This is a genomic window from Gordonia sp. N1V (assembly GCF_029269935.1).
GTDB lineage: Bacteria > Actinomycetota > Actinomycetes > Mycobacteriales > Mycobacteriaceae > Gordonia > Gordonia polyisoprenivorans.
This window is the reverse complement of the sequence record NZ_JARJDD010000015.1, coordinates 1-17,812: the sequence shown is the minus strand read 5'-3', so window position 1 is coordinate 17,812 and position 17,812 is coordinate 1. Positions and strand designations below refer to the sequence as shown.

Below are 17,812 nucleotides of genomic sequence, written 5' to 3'. Positions count from 1 at the left end.
GCGAGAGACTTCAGGGATGACCAGCACCCACGACGCCCCGAAGACCCACGGTGAGGCGCTCGCCTCCGGCCCCACCGTCTATTCCGGTCAGGAACACTCGGTGGGCAAGGCCGCACGCAAGATCGTGCCTCGCCGAGCCCTCGGAGACTGGGACCCGTCGGCGCGCGGGCACGATGCGCTGCAGACCATCCTCGCGCAGAACGAGACGCGCGATCAGCGGCTCGTCCCCATCCGCCACGGCCGGATGGCGGCGTCACCGTGGACCTACTACCGCGGCGCCGCCGCGGTGATGGCCGCCGACCTCGGTTCCCGGCCGAACACCGGCATCACCGTCCAGCTCTGCGGCGACGCGCACGTCCTGAACTTCGGGCTGTGGAACACCCCGGAGCGAACGCTGGCCTTCGATCTGCGCGACTTCGACGAGACCCTGCCCGGCCCGTTCGAATGGGATGTGCTGCGCTTCCTGGCGAGCCTGGTGGTGCTGGCGCGGGACAACAAGGTCGCCGACGCGGCCGCCACCGAGGCGGTTCGCGCCGGATTCCGCGGCTACCGCACGTGGATGCGCACCTACTCGGGGTGGCCGATCCTCGATGTGTGGGCCGAGAAGTTCTCGGTCGACGAACTCACCGGCTACATCGCCACCCCGGCCAACGGGGCACGGCTGGACAGCGTGATCGAGAAGCGCGCGCAGAAGAGGACCAGCCGGGGAGCCTCGAAGAAACTCACCCACCTCGTCGACGGGCGCCGGATGATCAAGGAGGAGCCGCCCTATCGGGTGCACGCGTTGGCCGACTACACCGACGTCCTCAACGACGTGATCGTCGCGTACTACGCGTCGGTGCCGGAGAACGTGGCGGCACTGCTGCGCCGCTTCGACCTCGTCGACGCCGTGCAGCAGGTCGTCGGGGTGGGCAGCGTCGGGATGCGGGTGTTCCTGAACCTCGCCGAGGAGCACGAGACCGGCGACCCGCTGTTCTTCCAGATCAAACAGGCCGCCCCGTCGGTGTACGAGAAGGTGGTCGCGCCGAGCGCCTACGGCCACCACGGTCAGCGGGTCGTCAACGGCCAGCGCCTGATCCAGAGCGCCTCGGACATGTTCCTGGGGTGGACAACGATCGGGGAGTGGGAGTTCTACGTCCGACAGTTCCGCGATGGCAAGGTCATCCCGGACGGCCCGACCGTGTCGCGCGCGCTGTCGCAGTTCGCGGCCGCATGCGGCCACGTACTCGCGCGGGCCCATGCCCGTAGCGGAGACGCCCGCGCCATCGCCGACTACCTCGGCACCTCCGACAAGGTCGAGGAATCGGTGGTGCGGTTCGCGCACGCCTACGCCGACCAGACCGAGCGCGATCACGCACAATTGGCCGCCGCGGTCGCCGACGGGTCGATCCCGTCGGCGCCGGGCTGGCCCTGAGTACTGCGGGGTTCGGCGACGATGCCGGAGTCGTCAGTTGGTGACCTCGTTGAGTGTGCCGGTGGCCACGTCGAAGACGAATCCGCGCAGTGAACTGGTCTTGGTGACGAACGGGCTGTTGCGGATGCGCGTCAACGATTGCCGCACATCCTCCTCGACGTCGGGGAAGGACTCGGCCGCCCACGCCGGCTTCTGACCGATCTCGTTCTGGATGTCGCGCTTGAAGTCGTCGTCGGTGAACGTGAGCATGCCGCAGTCCGTGTGGTGGATCAGGATGATCTCGGTGGTGCCCAGCAGTCGCTGGCTGATGGCCAACGACCGGATCTCGTCGTCGGTGACGACGCCACCGGCGTTGCGGATGACATGCGCCTCACCCTCGTTGATGCCCAGCGCCCGGTAGACGTCGAGGCGGGCGTCCATGCAGGCGACGATCGCGACGTGGCGGCTCGGCGGCAGGGGTAGGGGACCGGAGAAGGTCTTCGCGTACTCGGCGTTGTTGGCGAGGTACTCGTCGGTGACAGTCATGTGTCCACGGTGCGCGCCGGCACGCCCGGGGCGCGAGGGTTGCGATCACGACGGGCCGAACACATCGGCGTCGGCGCATGTATTTCGCGCCCGGTCCGCTTTGGGCGCTCACTGCCAGCGGGCCAGCAGGTCCTTCGATCGTGCGGCCAGATCGGCCTGCCAGAACGGACCGAAGCTGATCCGTCCGACGCCGAGCTCGGCCAGGTGCGTGAGCGAATCCTCGGCGGGCACGGCGATCGCGTTGACCGGCAACGGCAACGACGAGGTGAGCTCGCGCTGCACCGCGTCGGTGTGTCGGCCGACGGGGTAGAGGCTGCTCGCCCCGGCCTGCGCACAGAGCGTCAGACGTTCGATCGCGCGGGCCACGCGGTCGGTCTCGGCGCCGTCGGCACGCAGGAACAAATCGGTCCGTGCGTTGATGACGACCGGGACACCGGCGGAGTCGGAGGCGGTGCGCAACGCGCCCACGAGTTCGGCGTGCTCTCCGGCGGCGCGCAAACGTCCACCGTCGGCGTGCACGGTGTCCTCGATGTTCAGACCCACCGCTCCGGCGTCGAGTAGTCCGTCGATCAGTGCGGCCGGAGACCGGCCGTACCCCGACTCCACGTCCACAGACACAGGAAGGTCCACCGCTGCGGTGATCTGGCGTACGCGGGTCAGCAGTTCGTCGAAGGTCATGCCCTCGTGGTCGGCGCGACCGATCGAGTCGGCAACCGGATGGGAGCCGACGGTCAGCGCCGCGAACCCGGCGTCGGCGGCCAGGGTCGCCGACCACGCATCCCAGACGGTGGGCAGCACGACCGGGCTGCCGGGCACGTGCAAATCGAGCAGTGTGCGGGCGAGGGCCGCCGGGTCCGGGGTTGTGCTCGCCGAACCGGTCCCGTCAGGAATTGCCATTCAAGGAATCCTTCACGTCGTTGAGTACGAGCCACGCCGCAGCCAGACCTGTTCCGCTGTACCAGATCTCGTCGTTGACCGAGAGGACGCGCTTCCACGTGGGCGCGCCCATGTCCAGCCAGCGATCACTGAGCAGGACATGTTTGCCGTGATCGAGGCCGCCGTCGCCGTCGAACGACACGTAGATGAGGTCGGCGTCGGCGTCGGTGAAGTTCTTGTCGGTGACGGTGAAGCTGTCGGTGCCGCGCTGCGGGGCGGGGCGCTGCACGCCGATCATCGTCAGGATCTGGCCGGCGAAGGTGCCCGTGCCGGCGATGATCTCGGAGTCCTTGGTGAACCGGACGAGCGACACCTGGTTGTGGGCGGCGTCCATCCGCTTGCCGGTCTTGGAGGCCTCGTCGGTGAACTCCTGCAGCAGGCGGGTGCCGTCGGCGGAGCGGCCGAGGGCGTCGGCCACCGCCTGGAAGCGTTCCTGCCAGGTGCCGTCGGGGATGGCCGCGGTCTTGGTACCGGCGAAGGCCTGCGCCGATCCGGCCGTCGCCGGGGTGGTGAGCACGATGTCGGGGGCGGCGGTGCGCACCGCCGATGGATCGGGGGTGGTCCCGATCGCCGGAACGGACGTCAGTTGTGGTCCGAGGTAGGCGGGGATCGTGCCGGGGGCAGCGGTCACGGCGGTCACCTTGGTGCCGATGCCGAGGGCGCAGAGATCATCGAGCAGCGCCGGGTCGGTCACGACGATGCGCGCGGGGTCGGTGCGCGGGTCGGACGCGGTGGTCGGCGCCAGGCAGGTGCGCGAGTAGTCGCGGTCCGCGGAGACGACGTTGACCTCGGCGATACGCGTGGTCGAGGTGGAGATGGTCTTGCCGTCGGGGGTGGTCAGCAGCGGCTGATCGTCGGAGCAGGCACCGAGCACCACGGTTGCGACGCACACCAGCAGCGCCGAGGCGACCACGCCACGCCTGCTCGACCGACTCCGAACACCGTCTCCGGATCCGCGTACGACCCGGTCCTCACCGCCACCCTGCACCCGCCCAACCTAGCAGGGCCCGATCGGCACCCACCCGACCTTGCCGCCGGGGGACCGCGGGGCGTCGCGGGGCGGTCCCACGAGCCCGGCGCGTCGGCTCCGGCGTCGCAGCTGACCTGCGCCGATGATGCTCCCGAAAAATCAAGTACGACGGATCGTAGGACCCACTCGGCCGGGGTGGGTGCAAGGGTTTAGGATCGGTAACCAGCGCTCGGTTTGTTCATGTGCCGACCGGCGGAAATCGCATCCCGACCGGTCGGGCAAGAGGAGGATCTGTGACCGCGGTAGACCAGCCCACCACGCAAGTGGCACCAGTACGTCCGTACCCGGAGCGCCATCAGCCCAAGGGTTCGTTCATCTACAAGCTGATCACCACGACCGATCACAAGTTGATCGGCATGATGTACATCGTCGCCTGTTTCGCGTTCTTCCTCATCGGCGGTCTGATGGCCCTGCTGATGCGTGCGGAGTTGGCGCATCCGGGTATGCAGTTCCTGTCGACCGAGCAGTTCAACCAGCTGTTCACCATGCACGGCACGGTGATGCTGCTGATGTATGCGACTCCGATCGTCATCGGGTTCGCCAACTTCGTGCTGCCGCTGCAGATCGGTGCCCCCGACGTCGCCTTCCCGCGGCTCAACGCCTTCGGCTTCTGGCTGTTCGTGTTCGGTTCGACCGTCGCCATCGGTGGCTTCATCACCCCGGGCGGTGCGGCCGACTTCGGCTGGACCGCCTACACACCGCTCACCGACGCGATCCACTCGCCCGGCGTCGGCGCCGACCTGTGGATCATGGGCCTCGGCGTCTCCGGTCTGGGCACCATCCTCGGTGGCGTCAACATGGTGACCACCGTCGTGTGTCTGCGCGCCCCCGGTATGACGATGTTCCGGATGCCGATCTTCACCTGGAACATCCTGGTCACCACCATCCTGATCCTGCTGATCTTCCCGCTGCTGACCGCGGCCCTGCTCGGCCTCGAGGTCGACCGTCAGTTCGGCGCCCATCTCTACGACCCGGCCAACGGTGGTGTGATCCTCTGGCAGCACCTGTTCTGGTTCTTCGGTCACCCCGAGGTGTACGTCATCGCGCTGCCGTTCTTCGGCATCGTGTCGGAGATCTTCCCGGTCTTCTCCCGCAAGCCGCTGTTCGGCTACTCGGGTCTGGTGTACGCGACGCTGGCCATCGCCGCGCTGTCGGTGGCGGTGTGGGCTCACCACATGTACGTCACCGGCGCGGTCCTGCTGCCGTTCTTCTCCTTCATGACCTTCCTGATCGCGGTACCGACCGGTGTGAAGTTCTTCAACTGGATAGGCACCATGTGGAAGGGCCACATGACGTTCGAGACGCCGATGCTCTTCTCCGTCGGCTTCATCGTGACCTTCCTCTTCGGTGGTCTGACCGGTGTGCTGCTCGCCAGCCCGCCGCTGGACTTCCACCTCTCCGACAGTTACTTCGTCGTCGCGCACTTCCACTACGTGCTCTTCGGCACCATCGTGTTCGCGACCTACGCCGGCATCTACTTCTGGTTCCCCAAGATGACCGGACGCATGCTCGACGAGCGCCTGGGCAAGTGGCACTTCTGGCTGACCTTCATCGGCTTCCACACCACCTTCCTGGTGCAGCACTGGCTGGGTAACGAGGGCATGCCGCGTCGCTACGCCGACTACCTGCCCTCGGACGGCTTCACCACCCTCAACGAGATCTCCACGGCCGGCGCGTTCATCCTCGGACTGTCGACGCTGCCGTTCCTGTGGAACGTCTTCAAGAGCTACCGCTACGGCGAGGTCGTGACCGTCGACGATCCGTGGGGCTTCGGTAACTCCCTCGAATGGGCGACGAGCTGCCCGCCGCCGCGACACAACTTCACCGAGCTGCCCCGCATCCGTTCGGAGCGTCCGGCGTTCGAGCTGCACTATCCGCACATGATCGACCGGATGCGTGCCGAGGCGCACGTCGGCCCGGGTCACGGGCATGACAGCGAAAGCGCCGAGCATGCCCGGCGCGACCCGCTCACCGTCGGCGACCACGAGTCCTCCGCCGACTGACGCGGCGCAGCGCGGTGGGCGACTCCCCGGATTCACACACCACTTCCGCACCCGGATCGGTTCACACCGCTCCGGGTGCGGTCGTGAAGGCGACCCTCCTGATCACCGTCACCGGCCCCGACAAGCCCGGTGTCACCTCGGTGCTCATGGGTGCGCTTGCCGGACAACAGGTTTCCCTGCTCGACGTCGAGCAGGTCGTCATCCATGATCGCCTGACACTCGGGGTGCTCGTCGCGTGCGACACCGACCCCGAGCAGGTGCAGGACGTCGTCGAGCAGGCGATGAGCTCGGTCGGGATGGATGTCCACGTCGAGGTCGGTGGACAGTCCGGTGGCCATCAGCCCTCGACACACGCCGTGGTGCTGCTCGGCAGCCCGGTGACCGCGCGCGCGTTCTCCGCGGTGGCAGCCGAACTCGCCGGGCAGGGCGGCAACATCGACTCGATCCGCGGGGTGGCCGACTATCCGCTCACCGGACTGGAATTGATGGTCAGCGTCGGTGGACGCGACGACGTCGCGGCCGACGCCGCACTGCGCAAGGGCCTTGCGCGGGTGGCCACCCGCTACGGCATCGACATCGCGGTCGAACGCGGGGGGCTCGCGCGACGCGCCAAGCGACTCATCGTCTTCGATGTGGACTCGACGCTCATCCAGGGCGAAGTCATCGAGATGCTCGCCGCCCATGCCGGTCGGGAGGCCGAGGTCGCGGCGGTGACCGAGGCGGCGATGCGCGGTGAACTGGATTTCGCGCAGTCCCTGCATCAACGGGTCGCCGCGCTCGCCGGTCTCGACGCGAGCGTTCTCGACGACGTCGCCTCGTCGCTGGAGCTGACGCCGGGAGCGCGCACCACGATTCGCACGCTGCACCGCCTGGGCTATCACTGCGGTGTGGTGTCCGGCGGGTTCCGGCAGGTCATCGACGGTCTCGCCCATGAGCTGGAACTCGATTTCGTGCGGGCCAACACCCTCGAGGTCGTCGACGGAACCCTCACCGGCCGGGTCGTCGGGGAGATCGTCGACCGGCCGGGCAAGGCCAGGGCGCTGCGGTCGTTCGCCGATCAGGTCGGGGTGCCGATGGAACAGACCATCGCCGTGGGCGACGGCGCCAACGACATCGACATGCTGTCGGTGGCCGGTCTCGGTATCGCGTTCAACGCCAAGCCCGCACTCCGTGAGGTCGCCGACGCCGCGCTCAGCCACCCGTTCCTCGACGCGGTGCTGTTCATTCTCGGCGTCACCCGCGACGAGATCGAGGCCGCCGACGCCGCCGACGGGGTGCTGCGCCGGGTTCCGCTGGAATGACCGACACATCGACCGACCCGGGCTCTGTCGTACCCGACCCGTTCGAGGACGATCACCGTCGGCTGACGGCTTATGTCGGCGGTCACGACGACCCGCCGGATCCCGCCGACGTGCTCGCCATGCAGATGGTGCTGCGCATCGAGAAGGCCGATCCCCCCGACCGCACCGAGCTGCTGGTGGCCGCCGCCCGTGCGGTGGCGCTGCTGTGCCTCGACGACCGATCCGGTGGCGACGGTCCGTGGTCGGCGCCGATGGACGCCTGGTGTGACGCGCGTATCCGCAAGATCGCGCGACGCGCCCGCGGTGCGCAGTGGGTTGCCGCGCAAGAGGTCTGGGGCCTCACCGCCACCGAAGGCGGCGCGCAGGCCCGCGCCCTGGTGCCCGGCCGGGTCGGCGACGTCGACAAGCGGATCTCCCGGTTGCAGATCGGTGGCACCGAGGTCGATGGTGAACTGCCACCGGCGCCCGGCGGCCGCGGGGTGTGTCTGTGGCTGGACCCACGACTGGAGATGACGGTCGGCAAGTCGGCGGCCCAGGTGGGTCACGGCGCCATGCTCGCGGTGAAGCTCCTCGATGAGGCCACCGCCCGCGACTGGCGCGAGGCCGGGTGTCCGCTGATGGTGTGCGCCGCCGACGACTCCACCTGGACACGGCTGCTCGCCGCAGAACGTGCCGGTGAGGCGGTGGCCGTTCGGGATGCGGGCTTCACCGAGATCGCACCGGGGTCAGTGACCGTGATCGCGGAGGTAATCGAATGACGAAAGATCAAGCGGCATTACCGGAGTGGGCGCTACCGCTGAATCTGGCGCCTCACCCGGAGGGCGGCTGGTACGCCGAGACGTGGCGTAGTGAGCTGACGCTGCCCGCCGCGTCGCTGCCCGGATACGACGGTGACCGCGCCGCGGGCACCGCGATCTATTTCGTGCTGTTACCCGGTGAAGAATCGGCCTGGCACACCGTGCGCGGCGCGGAGATGTGGCTGTTTCACCGCGGTGCGCCGGTGGAACTCGATCTCGGCGGTGACGGTGCTGTGCCCCTCGGCGTCGGGCCCACCGGCATCGAGCACACCGAGACGATCGTGGTCGGACCCGACATCGGTGCCGGCCACCGACCGCAGGTACTCGTGCCGCCGGGGCACTGGCAGCGGGCGCGTGCCGTGGGAAACGAAGCGGCGCTGGTCAGTTGCGTCGTCGTACCCGGATTCGACTTCGCCGACTTCCGGCTGGCCTGACGGCGCTCAGCTCGCCGGGACCCGCGCCGGCGCCAGGTGCTCCAGCGTCTGCAGCCACACCTGCCGGTCGGGGGCGATCGACGCGACGATCACCTCGTCGGCGTCGGCATGTCCGGCGAACCAGTCGAGATACTCCCGCACCTCGTCCGGGGTGCCGACGCCGGAATACGTGAGCATCTCGTCGATCTGACGTCCCTGCGGCATCGACAGGATTGCATCGGCTTCCTCGTCGGTGAACTTTCGTCCGCCCCGGCCGAAGAGCGCGGTCACCCGATGCCGCTTGGCCTGGTGGAGCTGGTCGCGGGCGCGCTGCGGATCCTCGTCGGCGATGACGCAGGCCCCGGCGATCACATACGGCTCGGCGAGCTGCTCCGACGGCCGGAACTGCTCCCGATAGATCTGCACCGCCTGGGTGAGGGCGCCGGGCGCGAAATGCGAGGCGAAACCATAGGGCAGGCCGAGCGCCGCGGCGAGCTGCGCACCGAAGAGCGACGAACCGAGGATGTAGAGCGGCACGTCGGTACCGTTGCCCGGCGTCGCACTCATCCCGGGCACGCGCGAGTGCCCGGTGAGATAGCCCTGCAGTTCGAGAACGTCGTTCGGGAAGCGATCGGCGGCGGCCATGTCGCGGCGCAGGGCCGCGAACGTGTTCTGGTCACCACCGGGGGCGCGGCCCAGCCCGAGATCGATGCGACCGGGGTAGAGCTCGCCGAGGGTGCCGAACTGCTCGGCGATCGTCAACGGCGCGTGATTGGGCAGCATCACCCCGCCGGAGCCGAGCCGGATCGTGGAGGTGCGGGCCGCGATATGGGAGATCAGCACCGCAGGCGCCGACGATGCGATCGACGACATGTTGTGGTGTTCGGCGTACCAGATCCGTTCGTAACCCCACTTCTCGGCGCGGATGGCCATGTCGGTCGAGGCGGCCAACGATTGGCCCACGGTTTCTCCGGTGCCCACCTGGGCGAGGTCGAGGATCGAAAGAGGCACACTCATACCTTGATCAAGGTCGTCGGGCGGACGGCTATTCCCTTGCCCGATCCCGACTTTGGTCGTCTCGCGCACACATCGGCCGGTGACGCCGCGCCCGGCACGGCAGGTCCTCGGCGGACCCCGGCGCCAGGCGGACACGCATCGCGATGATGGTGCCCACGGGCGCGGTGAGTAGGGCACGATGGAGTCCGTGACCGCCAGCGATCCCGTGCCCGACGAGCCCACCTCCGACCCCGACCTGTTGATCGATTTCCGTGACGTCGCGGTCGTTCGCGGCGGAACGTCCCTGGTCGGTCCGGTCACCTGGCAGGTCGAACTCGACGAGCGCTGGGTCGTCCTCGGTCCCAACGGCGCCGGCAAGACCACCCTGCTGCGCATGGCCGCCGCCGAACTGCACCCGAGTTCCGGTATCGCCTTCGTGCTGGCCGAGCAACTCGGCAAGGTCGAGGTCCGCGAACTGTCCACGCGGATCGGCGTGGCCAGTGCGGCGCTGGCCGACCGCATCCCCGACGACGAGGTGGTCAGCGACGTCGTCATCTCCGCCGGCTATTCGGTCATCGGCCGGTGGCGGGAGACCTACGACGACGTCGATCGGGCACAGGCGCTCGAATCGCTGGAGTCGATGGGTGCCGAACACCTCGCCGATCGGGCCTTCGGCACCCTGTCGGAGGGTGAACGCAAGAGGGTCCTCATCGCCCGGGCGTTGATGACCGACCCCGAACTGCTGTTGCTCGACGAACCGGCTGCCGGACTCGACCTCGGCGGGCGTGAAGAGCTCGTCGAACGGCTCTCCGCGCTGGCCGCCGACCCCGACTCGCCGGCGATCGTGCTCATCACCCACCACGTCGAGGAGATCCCCGCCGGATTCACCCACGCCATGCTCCTGTCGGAGGGGGCCGTGGTGGAGCAGGGACTGCTGAACAAGGTGTTGACGAGCAAGAACCTGTCGACCGCGTTCCGCCAGCAGATCACCTTGTCGAAGGTCGACGGCCGGTTCTTCGCCCGCCGGTCCCGCCGCGCCGGCGGACACCGACGTTCCGCCGGCTGACGAGTCGCTGCGGTCGATCGGGATCGGCCGCCCCTGGATGCGGTTGTGCCGCGGCCCGGCGATAGTGTCGACGGGTGTCCCGGCACACATCTCGGCCGGGACGGGTTGGAGGTCTTCGATGGCAGGGACGTCGGCACCGCAGGCCGCGCCGTTACGTGACGCGGCGACCGTGGTGCTCGTGCGCGATGGCGGCAAGAACAGCGACGGTGGCGACAACAGCGGTGGCGGGATCGAGGTGTTCCTGCAGCGCCGCGTCAAGCAGATGGCGTTCGCCGGTGGTATGACGGTGTTCCCGGGCGGCGGGGTCGACCCCCGCGACAGCGACGCCGACCTCGCCTGGACCGGACCCGCGCCGCAGTGGTGGGCCGAACAGTTCTCCACCACAACCGAACTCGCGCAGGCTCTGGTCTGCGCCGCGGTACGCGAGACCTTCGAGGAATGCGGCGTGCTGCTCGCCTCGTCGGGCGAGGAGTTCCCCGACCCCGCGACGTTGCGTGACGACCGCGCCGCCCTCGTCGACAAATCCCTGTCGTTCGCCGGTTTCCTCCGCGCCCACGGCCTCACGTTGCGCGCCGACCTGCTGCGGCCGCTGGCGCACTGGATCACCCCGGTCAACGAGAAGCGCCGCTACGACACCCGTTTCTTTCTGGCGGCCGTCCCGCCCGGCCAGGAACCGGACGGTTCGACCACCGAGGCCGACGTCACCCGGTGGGCGAGTGCGCAGGACGCGATCGACGCGTGGTCGGCGGGCAAGCATTTCCTGCTGCCCCCGACGTGGGCGCAGTTGACGGAGGTGGCCCGATACGCGACCGTGGCCGATCTCCTCGACGCCGAGCGCGCCATCGAGCCGATAGAACCGGTGGTGAGCGCTGGAAAGGGCTTGTCGGGCTTGGCTTTCACCCGTTCCGACGACTATTTCGCCGGTCTCGGCGATCAGCTGCCACCCGACATCACCCTCTAGTCCCGATCGTCACGACCAGCCGGCCGGGCTCGGGGGAGTTCCACGCCTGCTCGACGTCGGCGAGCGCCGCGGTGCGGACATCGATCGGGAGCCCACCGGCGGCGGCGAGATCGAGCAGGGCGGGGAGTTCGGCGAATAACAGACGCGGGTCGATCGATCCACCACCCGAGCCCCAGATCGAGATCGGACGCGCGCGCAGGATGGCGGCGTCGAGGGTGATCGACCGGCCGGCCAGTGCGCCGATCTGGACGTAGTCCACGCTGGAGTGGCGTCCGGTGAGGCTGTGCGCCCGTAGGGCTTCCAGCGTCATCTCGGCGACCGGACCCCAGAGGTAATCGAGGATCACGTCGATCCCCTCGGCAAACGCCGCCGCCAGTCGCCCTCGGGGATCGTCGTCGAGTAGCGACACCGTCTGCACCCGCGAGTCTTCGGCGAGACGGGCCAGCACCGCGGCGTTGCGGCCGACCGCGACGACGCGACCGGCGCCCAGGTGCAGGGCGATCCGGACGGCGAGAGTACCGGCGGTGCCGGTCGCTCCGAGAACTGCGACGGTGCCTCCTTGAGGGACACCGGATTTCACCAGCGGCATCCATGACGACATTGCGGGGTTGACCACGGCGGCGGCGGTCTCGCTCGATAGCGCATCGGGGATCGGCACCGCGAATCCCGCGGGCACCACTGTGCGTTCGGCGATGGTGCCGTATGGGTCGGGACATCCGCCGGTGTAGACGCGATGCCCGCCGAGTATGGCCACCCCGTCGACGCCGACGACGAAGGGGAGTTCGTCTCCCGAGGAGTAGTGCGCTCCGCCTGCGATGGAGCGCACGATCTGATGCACCCCGGCGGCGAGCATCTGCACCTCGACGTATCCGTCGGTGGCGACGGGAGTGTCGAGGTCGGCATACACAGGTGGGCGGGTGAGGTCGGTGACGAGAGCTGCTTTCATGAATTACTCCTTTGAACATTGTTCAAAACTTACCTCTGTTAGGATGATTGAACATTGTTCAAGAGTCAAGGGGGATCTGTGGCACGGACGCCGCTGAGCCGGGATGCGATCGTCGACGCCGCCTTCGAGCAGCTCGCGGAGACCGGCCTCGACGGGATCACGGCACGGGCGCTGGCCGGCCGATTGGGCGTGCGCGCCGGTGCGCTCTACTACCACGTCCGCGACATGACCGAGCTGACCGACGAGATGGCCACGCGCATCCTGCGGCGACTGCTCGACGAGCCGATCCCCGACGAGGCCGCCGCCGACTGGCGAGAATTGTTGCGGACCAGTGGACATCGCATCCGTACGACGCTGCTGTCCTACCGTGACGGGGCCAAGTTGGTCTCGGGAACCACGCTGCTCGACGACGATGCCCTGCGCCGACTCGAAGAACCGGTCCGGGTGCTGGCCGCCGCAGGCATGACACCGCTGGATGCGCAGCGAGCACTGGTCGCGCTCAACGCGTTGGTCACCGGGTATGTGATCGAAGAGCAGCACCGGCATCCGGTGCCGGGGGAGAATCGCATCACCGCCGAGGCCCGACGCGCCCGCCTCGACCCCGACGAGCAGCCCCTGCAATATGCGCTCAGCGAGGAGATGGCGACACTGCCGGTTGACACCTTCGACTGGGCGCTGGAAGCGCTCATCGCCGGAATCGGTGTGCGCGTGGGACTCTGAGCGGTCTGTGGTGTCCTCTCTGTGGTGTCACCCTTTGCGGAGTTCTACCCGTCGAGGTCGACGATGTCGGTGTCGTCGGTCGTGCCGCCCGCGGCGTCGTCGCGATCGGCCCACTCGAGGAGGTGATCGAGGCGATGGGCGACGTCGTCGATCTCGGCGTGCAGGTCACCGAGTTCGGCGAATCGTGCAGGCATCGTGGCGATGGTGAAATCGTCGGGCTCGACGTCGGCGATCTCGGCCCAGGTCACCGGCGCCGACACGGTCGCCCGCGGGTTGCCGCGCACCGAGTACGCCGCGGCCATCGTGTGGTCGCGGGCATTCTGGTTGTAATCGACGAACACCGCCGACGGGTCACGGTCCTTGCGCCACCAGGTGGTCGTCACGTCCGCGGGACAGCGACGCTCGACCTCTTTCGCGAATGCCAGTGCCGCACGGCGAACCTGGGGGAACCCCCATTCCGGGACGATCCGGACGTAGATGTGCAGCCCGCGCCCGCCGGAGGTCTTCGGGAACCCGCGGATGCCGAGTTCGTCGAGGACCTCGTGGACGACGCCGGCGACCCGGCGGATTCGTGCGAAGTCGCAGTCGGGCATCGGGTCGAGGTCGATTCGCCACTCGTCGGGCGATTCGGGGTCGGCACGACGGGAGTTCCACGGGTGGAACTCGACCGTCGACATCTGCACCGCCCAGATCACGCTGCCCAGTTCGGTGACGCACAATTCGTCGGCGGTGCGTCCGAACCGGGGGAACCACAGCTCGGTCGTCTCCACCCAGTCGGGAGCTCCGGCCGGAATCCGCTTCTGGTGCACCTTCTTTCCATCCACGCCTTTGGGAAAGCGGTGCAGCATGCACGGGCGCTCCAGCAGCGCGCGCACGATGCCGTCGCCGACGGAGAGGTAGTAGTGCGCGAGATCGAGTTTGGTCTCGCCGCGCTCGGAGAAATAGATGCGGTCGGGGCTCGACAGTCGGATGGTCCGTTCGCCGACGGTGAGCATCACCGGTTCCCCTGCATCGCTCGCTGCCGACGGGGCCATCGCCGCTCCTCTCGGGCCATGCGTCAGCCGACGTCGCGCCCTGATGTGCAGTCTGCCATCGCGGTGGCGTGGGCGACGACAGCGGCGCGTCTGCTCGCGGCGTCGTCGGGCCGCACCGGCAGTGTCTGCACCAGGGCGCTCAGCGTCCACCAGCCGACGACCAGCGAGATGACGCTGAAGAGCAGTTGTTCGGCCCCGGTGCGGTCCAGGCCGGGCACTACCGCTCGGAATCCGGCGATGTTCTTCGCGCACATCGGGTTTCGAGCGTCGATGCCGACCGCGGAGCCGAGTTCGAGGCTCTCGTAGGCCAAGAGCCGGGGCAGGTGCGGGCGCTCGGCGCACCGGTCGAACAGTGCTCCCGCGAAACGGCCGATCGCCTCGGGGCCGGCGCCAGCGGGATCGACCCCCTCGAGAAGGCTTGCCAATTCCCGGGTCAGCACCGCGGTGAACAGGCCGCGCTTGTCGCCGAAGTAGCGGTAGACCCGCTCCTTGTTCACCCCGGCGTCGCGACCGATTGCGTCGAGGCGTGCCCCGGCGAAGCCGTATGCGGCGAACTGCCGGGTGCCGGCGTCGAGTAGTCGGCGTCGCGTCGTCTCGGTGTCCCAGGCCACGAACGAACCATACCGACAGTCCAAACGATTGGTTGGAAACTGAGCGTTGTCGGGTTACGCTGCAATCTCCAAACGGATGTTTGGACATTGTTCGGTCGGGTGATGAGCGTCGGTCCGATGAGGGCCGGTCTGAGGAGAGTGCGATGCGAGCGTTGGTGATGGGTGCCCGCGGTGCGGTCGGTCGAGTGGTGGTCGAGGAGCTGCGTTCGCGCGGGCATGTGGTGACGCGGGCCGGGCGCGACGCCGGAAAGGATCTGATCGGGCTCGATCTGACTCGACTCGATTTGACTGCGCCGGAGGGGCTCCGGACGTTGGCGCACCTGTCGGCGGTGCACGACGTGGTGATCAATGCGTCCGGGGTGGAGACGCCGGCGCTGGCGCGTTGCGGTGCTCCGGCCGTCGTCGAGATCTCGGCGACCTCGGCGTATCTGGCCGCGCTGCGCCGGGCGTTGTGCGAGGACGTCGGCGGGACCACCATGTCGGAGGCGTCGGTGGGTACGGTCGTGACCGGTGCGGGTCTCGTGCCCGGACTGAGCACCCTGCTGATCGCCGAGCTCGACACGGAGCCGGGCGATGACGTCGACCTCGGAGTCGTGTTGGGTACCGGGGAACACCACGGTGCGGCGGCTGTCGAGTGGACCGCCGGGCTGCTCGGTACCCCGGTTCATCACCCGCCCGAGGGATGCCGGATCGTCAATCTTCGGCAGTCCCGTCGGATCACGGAGCCCAGCGGTCGGCGCCGGCGCTACCTGCGGGCCGATTTCCCCGACCATGTCCTGCTCGCGGACCGGGGAGTCCGAGTGCGTAGTCACCTCGCACTGAGCAGCCGGAGTGCGACCGGCGCGCTCGCACTCGCCGGTCGGGTCCCCGCCCTCGGGATTCTCCTCGACCGCGTTCCGCACGTGGGCTCGGACGAATGGCTGGTGGTTGCGCAGAATCGTCGTACCGGGCGCAGCCGGGCCGCTCGTGGGCGCCGGCAGTCGTGGGCGACCGGTGTACTCACCGCGTTCGCCGCCGAACTCGTCGCCGGCGGTGCGGCGCGTGGTGCGGTGACGATGGCCGATCTCACCGACGCCGCCGCGGCGCAGGGACGGCTCGAACGGCCTGATCGTCAGACGGTAGCCTTCGACCATGGCTGAGTTCGTGACTCTGGAGACCTCCGACGACCATCCCGGTGTGGGCACCATCCTGCTCAACCGGCCACCGATGAATGCGCTGAACCGACAGGTCCAGTCCGAGCTGGCCGCCGCGGCCGCACAGGCCACCGACCGTGACGACATCAAGGCCGTCGTCGTCTACGGCGGTCCCAAGGTGCTCGCTGCGGGCGCCGACATCAAAGAGATGAACGACATGACCTATCCGGAGATGGCCAAGGTCGCCGGTCGCCTGCAGAGCGCGTTGGGGTCGATCTCGGAGATCCCCAAGCCCACGGTCGCCGCGATCACCGGTTATGCGCTCGGCGGCGGTTTGGAGGTCGCGCTCGGCGCGGACCGACGTATCGCCGGCGACAACGCGAAGCTCGGCGTCCCCGAGGTCCTGCTGGGTGTCATCCCCGGTGGTGGCGGTACGCAGCGTTTGGCCCGTCTCGTCGGACCGGCGAAGGCCAAGGACATGATCTTCACCGGCCGGTTCGTCGGCGCCGACGAGGCGCTGCGGATCGGGCTCGTCGACGAGGTCGTGGCACCCGATGAGGTCTACAACGCGGCCCTGGCGTGGGCCGGCCAGTTCGCCAACGCGGCATCGGTGGCGCTGGCCGCCGGGAAGAAGGCCGTCGACCAGGGGCTGGGAGTGGACCTGGCGACCGGGCTGAAGATCGAGGAACAACTGTTCGCGGCGCTCTTCGCCACCGAGGACCGCAAGATCGGAATGGAGTCGTTCGTGGAGAACGGCCCGGGGAAGGCCCGGTTCACGGGTAAGTGAGCCGCGCAGAGGGAGAGGGACACATGACGACCACCGAGAACGAGCCGGAGACGGACAACGAGACTGGCGCCGGGTCGCCGGTCGATCCGGCGCCCAACCCGCACGCCAGCGCCGAGGAGGTCGCGGCGGCGCTGACCGACACCAAGCTCGCGCAGGTGCTCTATCACGACTGGGAGGCCGAGACCTACGACGAGAAGTGGTCGATCAGCTTCGACGAACGCTGCATCGACTATGCGCGCGGCCGGTTCGACGCGGTGCCGGCGGCAAGTGTTGCTGCCGCCGGGAGCGCAGCGAGCGGGCTGCCCTATGGGCGGGCGATGGAACTCGGTTGCGGCACCGGCTTTTTCCTGCTGAACCTCATGCAGTCCGGGGTGGCCGAGAAGGGGTCGGTGACCGACCTGTCGCCGGGCATGGTGAAGGTGGCGCTGCGCAACGCCGAGAACCTCGGACTCGAGGTCGACGGCCGGGTCGCCGATGCCGAGAAGATCCCCTACGACGACAACACCTTCGACCTCGTCGTCGGACACGCTGTGCTGCACCACATTCCGGACGTCGAGCAGGCGTTGCGCGAGGTGTTGCGGGTGCTCAAGCCGGGCGGGCGGTTCGTCTTCGCCGGTGAGCCGTCGACGATCGGTGACTTCTACGCCCGGTGGATGAGCCGGGCCACCTGGTACCTGACGACGAACCTCACCAAGCTCGGTCCGCTGCAGTCGTGGCGCCGTCCGCAGGAGGAGCTCGATGAGTCCTCGCGCGCCGCCGCGCTCGAGGCTGTCGTCGACATCCACACCTTCGATCCCGACGAGTTGGCGGGTATCGCCCGGTCGGCGGGAGCGTCGTCGGTGCAGACCGCGACCGAGGAGTTCGCCGCGGCGATGCTCGGCTGGCCGGTCCGTACGTTCGAGGCCGCGGTGCCGCCGGGCAAACTCGGTTGGGGCTGGGCCGGTTTCGCGTTCGGCTCGTGGAAGCGCCTGACGTGGCTCGACGAGAACGTCCTGCGCAAGGTCGTGCCGCCGAAGTTCTTCTACAACGTCGTGGTGAGTGGGTACAAGCCCAGTTAGCCCCAATACCGTTCAGTTAAGCGGGCCGGTTGTGTAGATCGGTGACTGTGTCGGTTGCGGCCAGGAGGCGTGGTGAGCGCG

18 protein-coding genes are annotated in these 17,812 nt (G+C 68.5%); 11 read left to right on the top strand and 7 right to left on the bottom strand.

Going from position 1 to position 17,812, the window contains the following annotated elements:
• Positions 1-16 precede the first annotated feature (16 nt).
• Positions 17-1,414: a DUF2252 domain-containing protein gene (locus P3L18_RS18570; protein WP_276114887.1), complete on the top strand. Its 1,398-nt coding sequence runs from the start codon at positions 17-19 to the stop codon at positions 1,412-1,414.
• A gap of 33 nt (positions 1,415-1,447) precedes the next feature.
• On the opposite strand, the gene P3L18_RS18565 is transcribed toward P3L18_RS18570, so the two are convergent.
• From P3L18_RS18565 to P3L18_RS18555, 3 genes are all read right to left on the bottom strand, one after another.
• Positions 1,448-1,939: a carbonic anhydrase gene (locus tag P3L18_RS18565; RefSeq protein ID WP_276114886.1), complete on the bottom strand. Its 492-nt coding sequence runs from the start codon at positions 1,937-1,939 to the stop codon at positions 1,448-1,450.
• Positions 1,940-2,047: 108 nt separating this feature from the next.
• The gene (locus P3L18_RS18560; protein ID WP_276114885.1) at positions 2,048-2,836 is read right to left on the bottom strand and encodes an isocitrate lyase/phosphoenolpyruvate mutase family protein; all 789 of its coding nucleotides are present in this window, start codon (positions 2,834-2,836) and stop codon (positions 2,048-2,050) included.
• Positions 2,823-3,788, bottom strand: a complete 966-nt coding sequence (locus P3L18_RS18555; protein WP_253194007.1) for an ABC transporter substrate-binding protein — start codon at positions 3,786-3,788, stop codon at positions 2,823-2,825. Before P3L18_RS18555 ends, P3L18_RS18560 begins: the two co-directional genes overlap by 14 nt.
• A 350-nt stretch (positions 3,789-4,138) precedes the next feature.
• On the opposite strand from P3L18_RS18555, the gene ctaD reads away from it, so the two are divergent.
• The 4 genes from ctaD (at position 4,139) to P3L18_RS18535 (ending at position 8,440) form a co-directional block, all read left to right on the top strand.
• A complete protein-coding gene (ctaD, locus tag P3L18_RS18550) occupies positions 4,139-5,908 on the top strand; it encodes a cytochrome c oxidase subunit I (RefSeq protein ID WP_079930316.1) in 1,770 nt (589 codons plus the stop codon).
• An 83-nt stretch (positions 5,909-5,991) separates the two neighbouring features.
• Positions 5,992-7,209 (top strand): phosphoserine phosphatase SerB, encoded by a 1,218-nt coding sequence (gene serB / locus P3L18_RS18545; protein ID WP_026920001.1) that lies wholly within the window; start codon positions 5,992-5,994, stop codon positions 7,207-7,209.
• Entirely contained in the window at positions 7,206-7,967 is a 762-nt protein-coding gene (locus P3L18_RS18540) for a peptidyl-tRNA hydrolase (RefSeq protein ID WP_020170741.1), read from the top strand. The genes serB and P3L18_RS18540 overlap by 4 nt, the downstream gene beginning before the upstream one ends.
• Positions 7,964-8,440, top strand: coding sequence for a cupin domain-containing protein (locus P3L18_RS18535; protein ID WP_079930313.1), 477 nt, complete (start codon positions 7,964-7,966; stop codon positions 8,438-8,440). Before P3L18_RS18540 ends, P3L18_RS18535 begins: the two co-directional genes overlap by 4 nt.
• Positions 8,441-8,446: 6 nt before the next feature.
• On the opposite strand, the gene P3L18_RS18530 is transcribed toward P3L18_RS18535, so the two are convergent.
• Positions 8,447-9,436: an LLM class flavin-dependent oxidoreductase gene (locus P3L18_RS18530; RefSeq protein ID WP_276114884.1), complete on the bottom strand. Its 990-nt coding sequence runs from the start codon at positions 9,434-9,436 to the stop codon at positions 8,447-8,449.
• 178 nt (positions 9,437-9,614) lie between these two features.
• Between P3L18_RS18530 and P3L18_RS18525 the strand changes: the two genes are divergently transcribed.
• Entirely contained in the window at positions 9,615-10,481 is an 867-nt protein-coding gene (locus tag P3L18_RS18525) for an ABC transporter ATP-binding protein (protein ID WP_006367588.1), read from the top strand.
• Between the two features lie 118 nt (positions 10,482-10,599).
• A complete protein-coding gene (locus P3L18_RS18520; protein ID WP_079930311.1) occupies positions 10,600-11,442 on the top strand; it encodes an NUDIX hydrolase in 843 nt (280 codons plus the stop codon).
• Here the strand turns inward: P3L18_RS18520 and P3L18_RS18515 are convergent.
• Positions 11,432-12,388, bottom strand: coding sequence for a zinc-binding alcohol dehydrogenase family protein (locus tag P3L18_RS18515; protein WP_276114883.1), 957 nt, complete (start codon positions 12,386-12,388; stop codon positions 11,432-11,434). The genes P3L18_RS18520 and P3L18_RS18515 overlap by 11 nt on opposite strands.
• Before the next feature lie 78 nt (positions 12,389-12,466).
• On the opposite strand from P3L18_RS18515, the gene P3L18_RS18510 reads away from it, so the two are divergent.
• Positions 12,467-13,108 carry a TetR/AcrR family transcriptional regulator C-terminal domain-containing protein gene (locus tag P3L18_RS18510; RefSeq protein ID WP_020170746.1) on the top strand — a complete coding sequence of 214 codons (642 nt, stop codon included), beginning with the start codon at positions 12,467-12,469 and terminating at the stop codon, positions 13,106-13,108.
• Positions 13,109-13,152: 44 nt separating this feature from the next.
• Here the strand turns inward: P3L18_RS18510 and ligD are convergent, their stop codons facing one another.
• Together ligD and P3L18_RS18500 are read right to left on the bottom strand one after the other, a co-directional pair.
• Positions 13,153-14,142, bottom strand: coding sequence for a non-homologous end-joining DNA ligase (ligD, locus tag P3L18_RS18505; RefSeq protein ID WP_006367584.1), 990 nt, complete (start codon positions 14,140-14,142; stop codon positions 13,153-13,155).
• A 23-nt stretch (positions 14,143-14,165) separates the two neighbouring features.
• Positions 14,166-14,753 carry a TetR/AcrR family transcriptional regulator gene (locus P3L18_RS18500; protein WP_079930309.1) on the bottom strand — a complete coding sequence of 196 codons (588 nt, stop codon included), beginning with the start codon at positions 14,751-14,753 and terminating at the stop codon, positions 14,166-14,168.
• Positions 14,754-14,896: 143 nt separating this feature from the next.
• On the opposite strand from P3L18_RS18500, the gene P3L18_RS18495 reads away from it, so the two are divergent.
• Genes P3L18_RS18495 through P3L18_RS18485 form a run of 3 tightly spaced genes read left to right on the top strand, consistent with a single transcriptional unit; the run spans position 14,897 to position 17,731 of the window.
• Positions 14,897-15,892, top strand: a complete 996-nt coding sequence (locus tag P3L18_RS18495) for an NAD-dependent epimerase/dehydratase family protein (RefSeq protein WP_276114882.1) — start codon at positions 14,897-14,899, stop codon at positions 15,890-15,892.
• Positions 15,885-16,673 (top strand): enoyl-CoA hydratase-related protein, encoded by a 789-nt coding sequence (locus tag P3L18_RS18490; RefSeq protein WP_006367581.1) that lies wholly within the window; start codon positions 15,885-15,887, stop codon positions 16,671-16,673. Before P3L18_RS18495 ends, P3L18_RS18490 begins: the two co-directional genes overlap by 8 nt.
• Before the next feature lie 23 nt (positions 16,674-16,696).
• Positions 16,697-17,731, top strand: coding sequence for a class I SAM-dependent methyltransferase (locus P3L18_RS18485; protein WP_276114881.1), 1,035 nt, complete (start codon positions 16,697-16,699; stop codon positions 17,729-17,731).
• Positions 17,732-17,812: the final 81 nt, after the last annotated feature.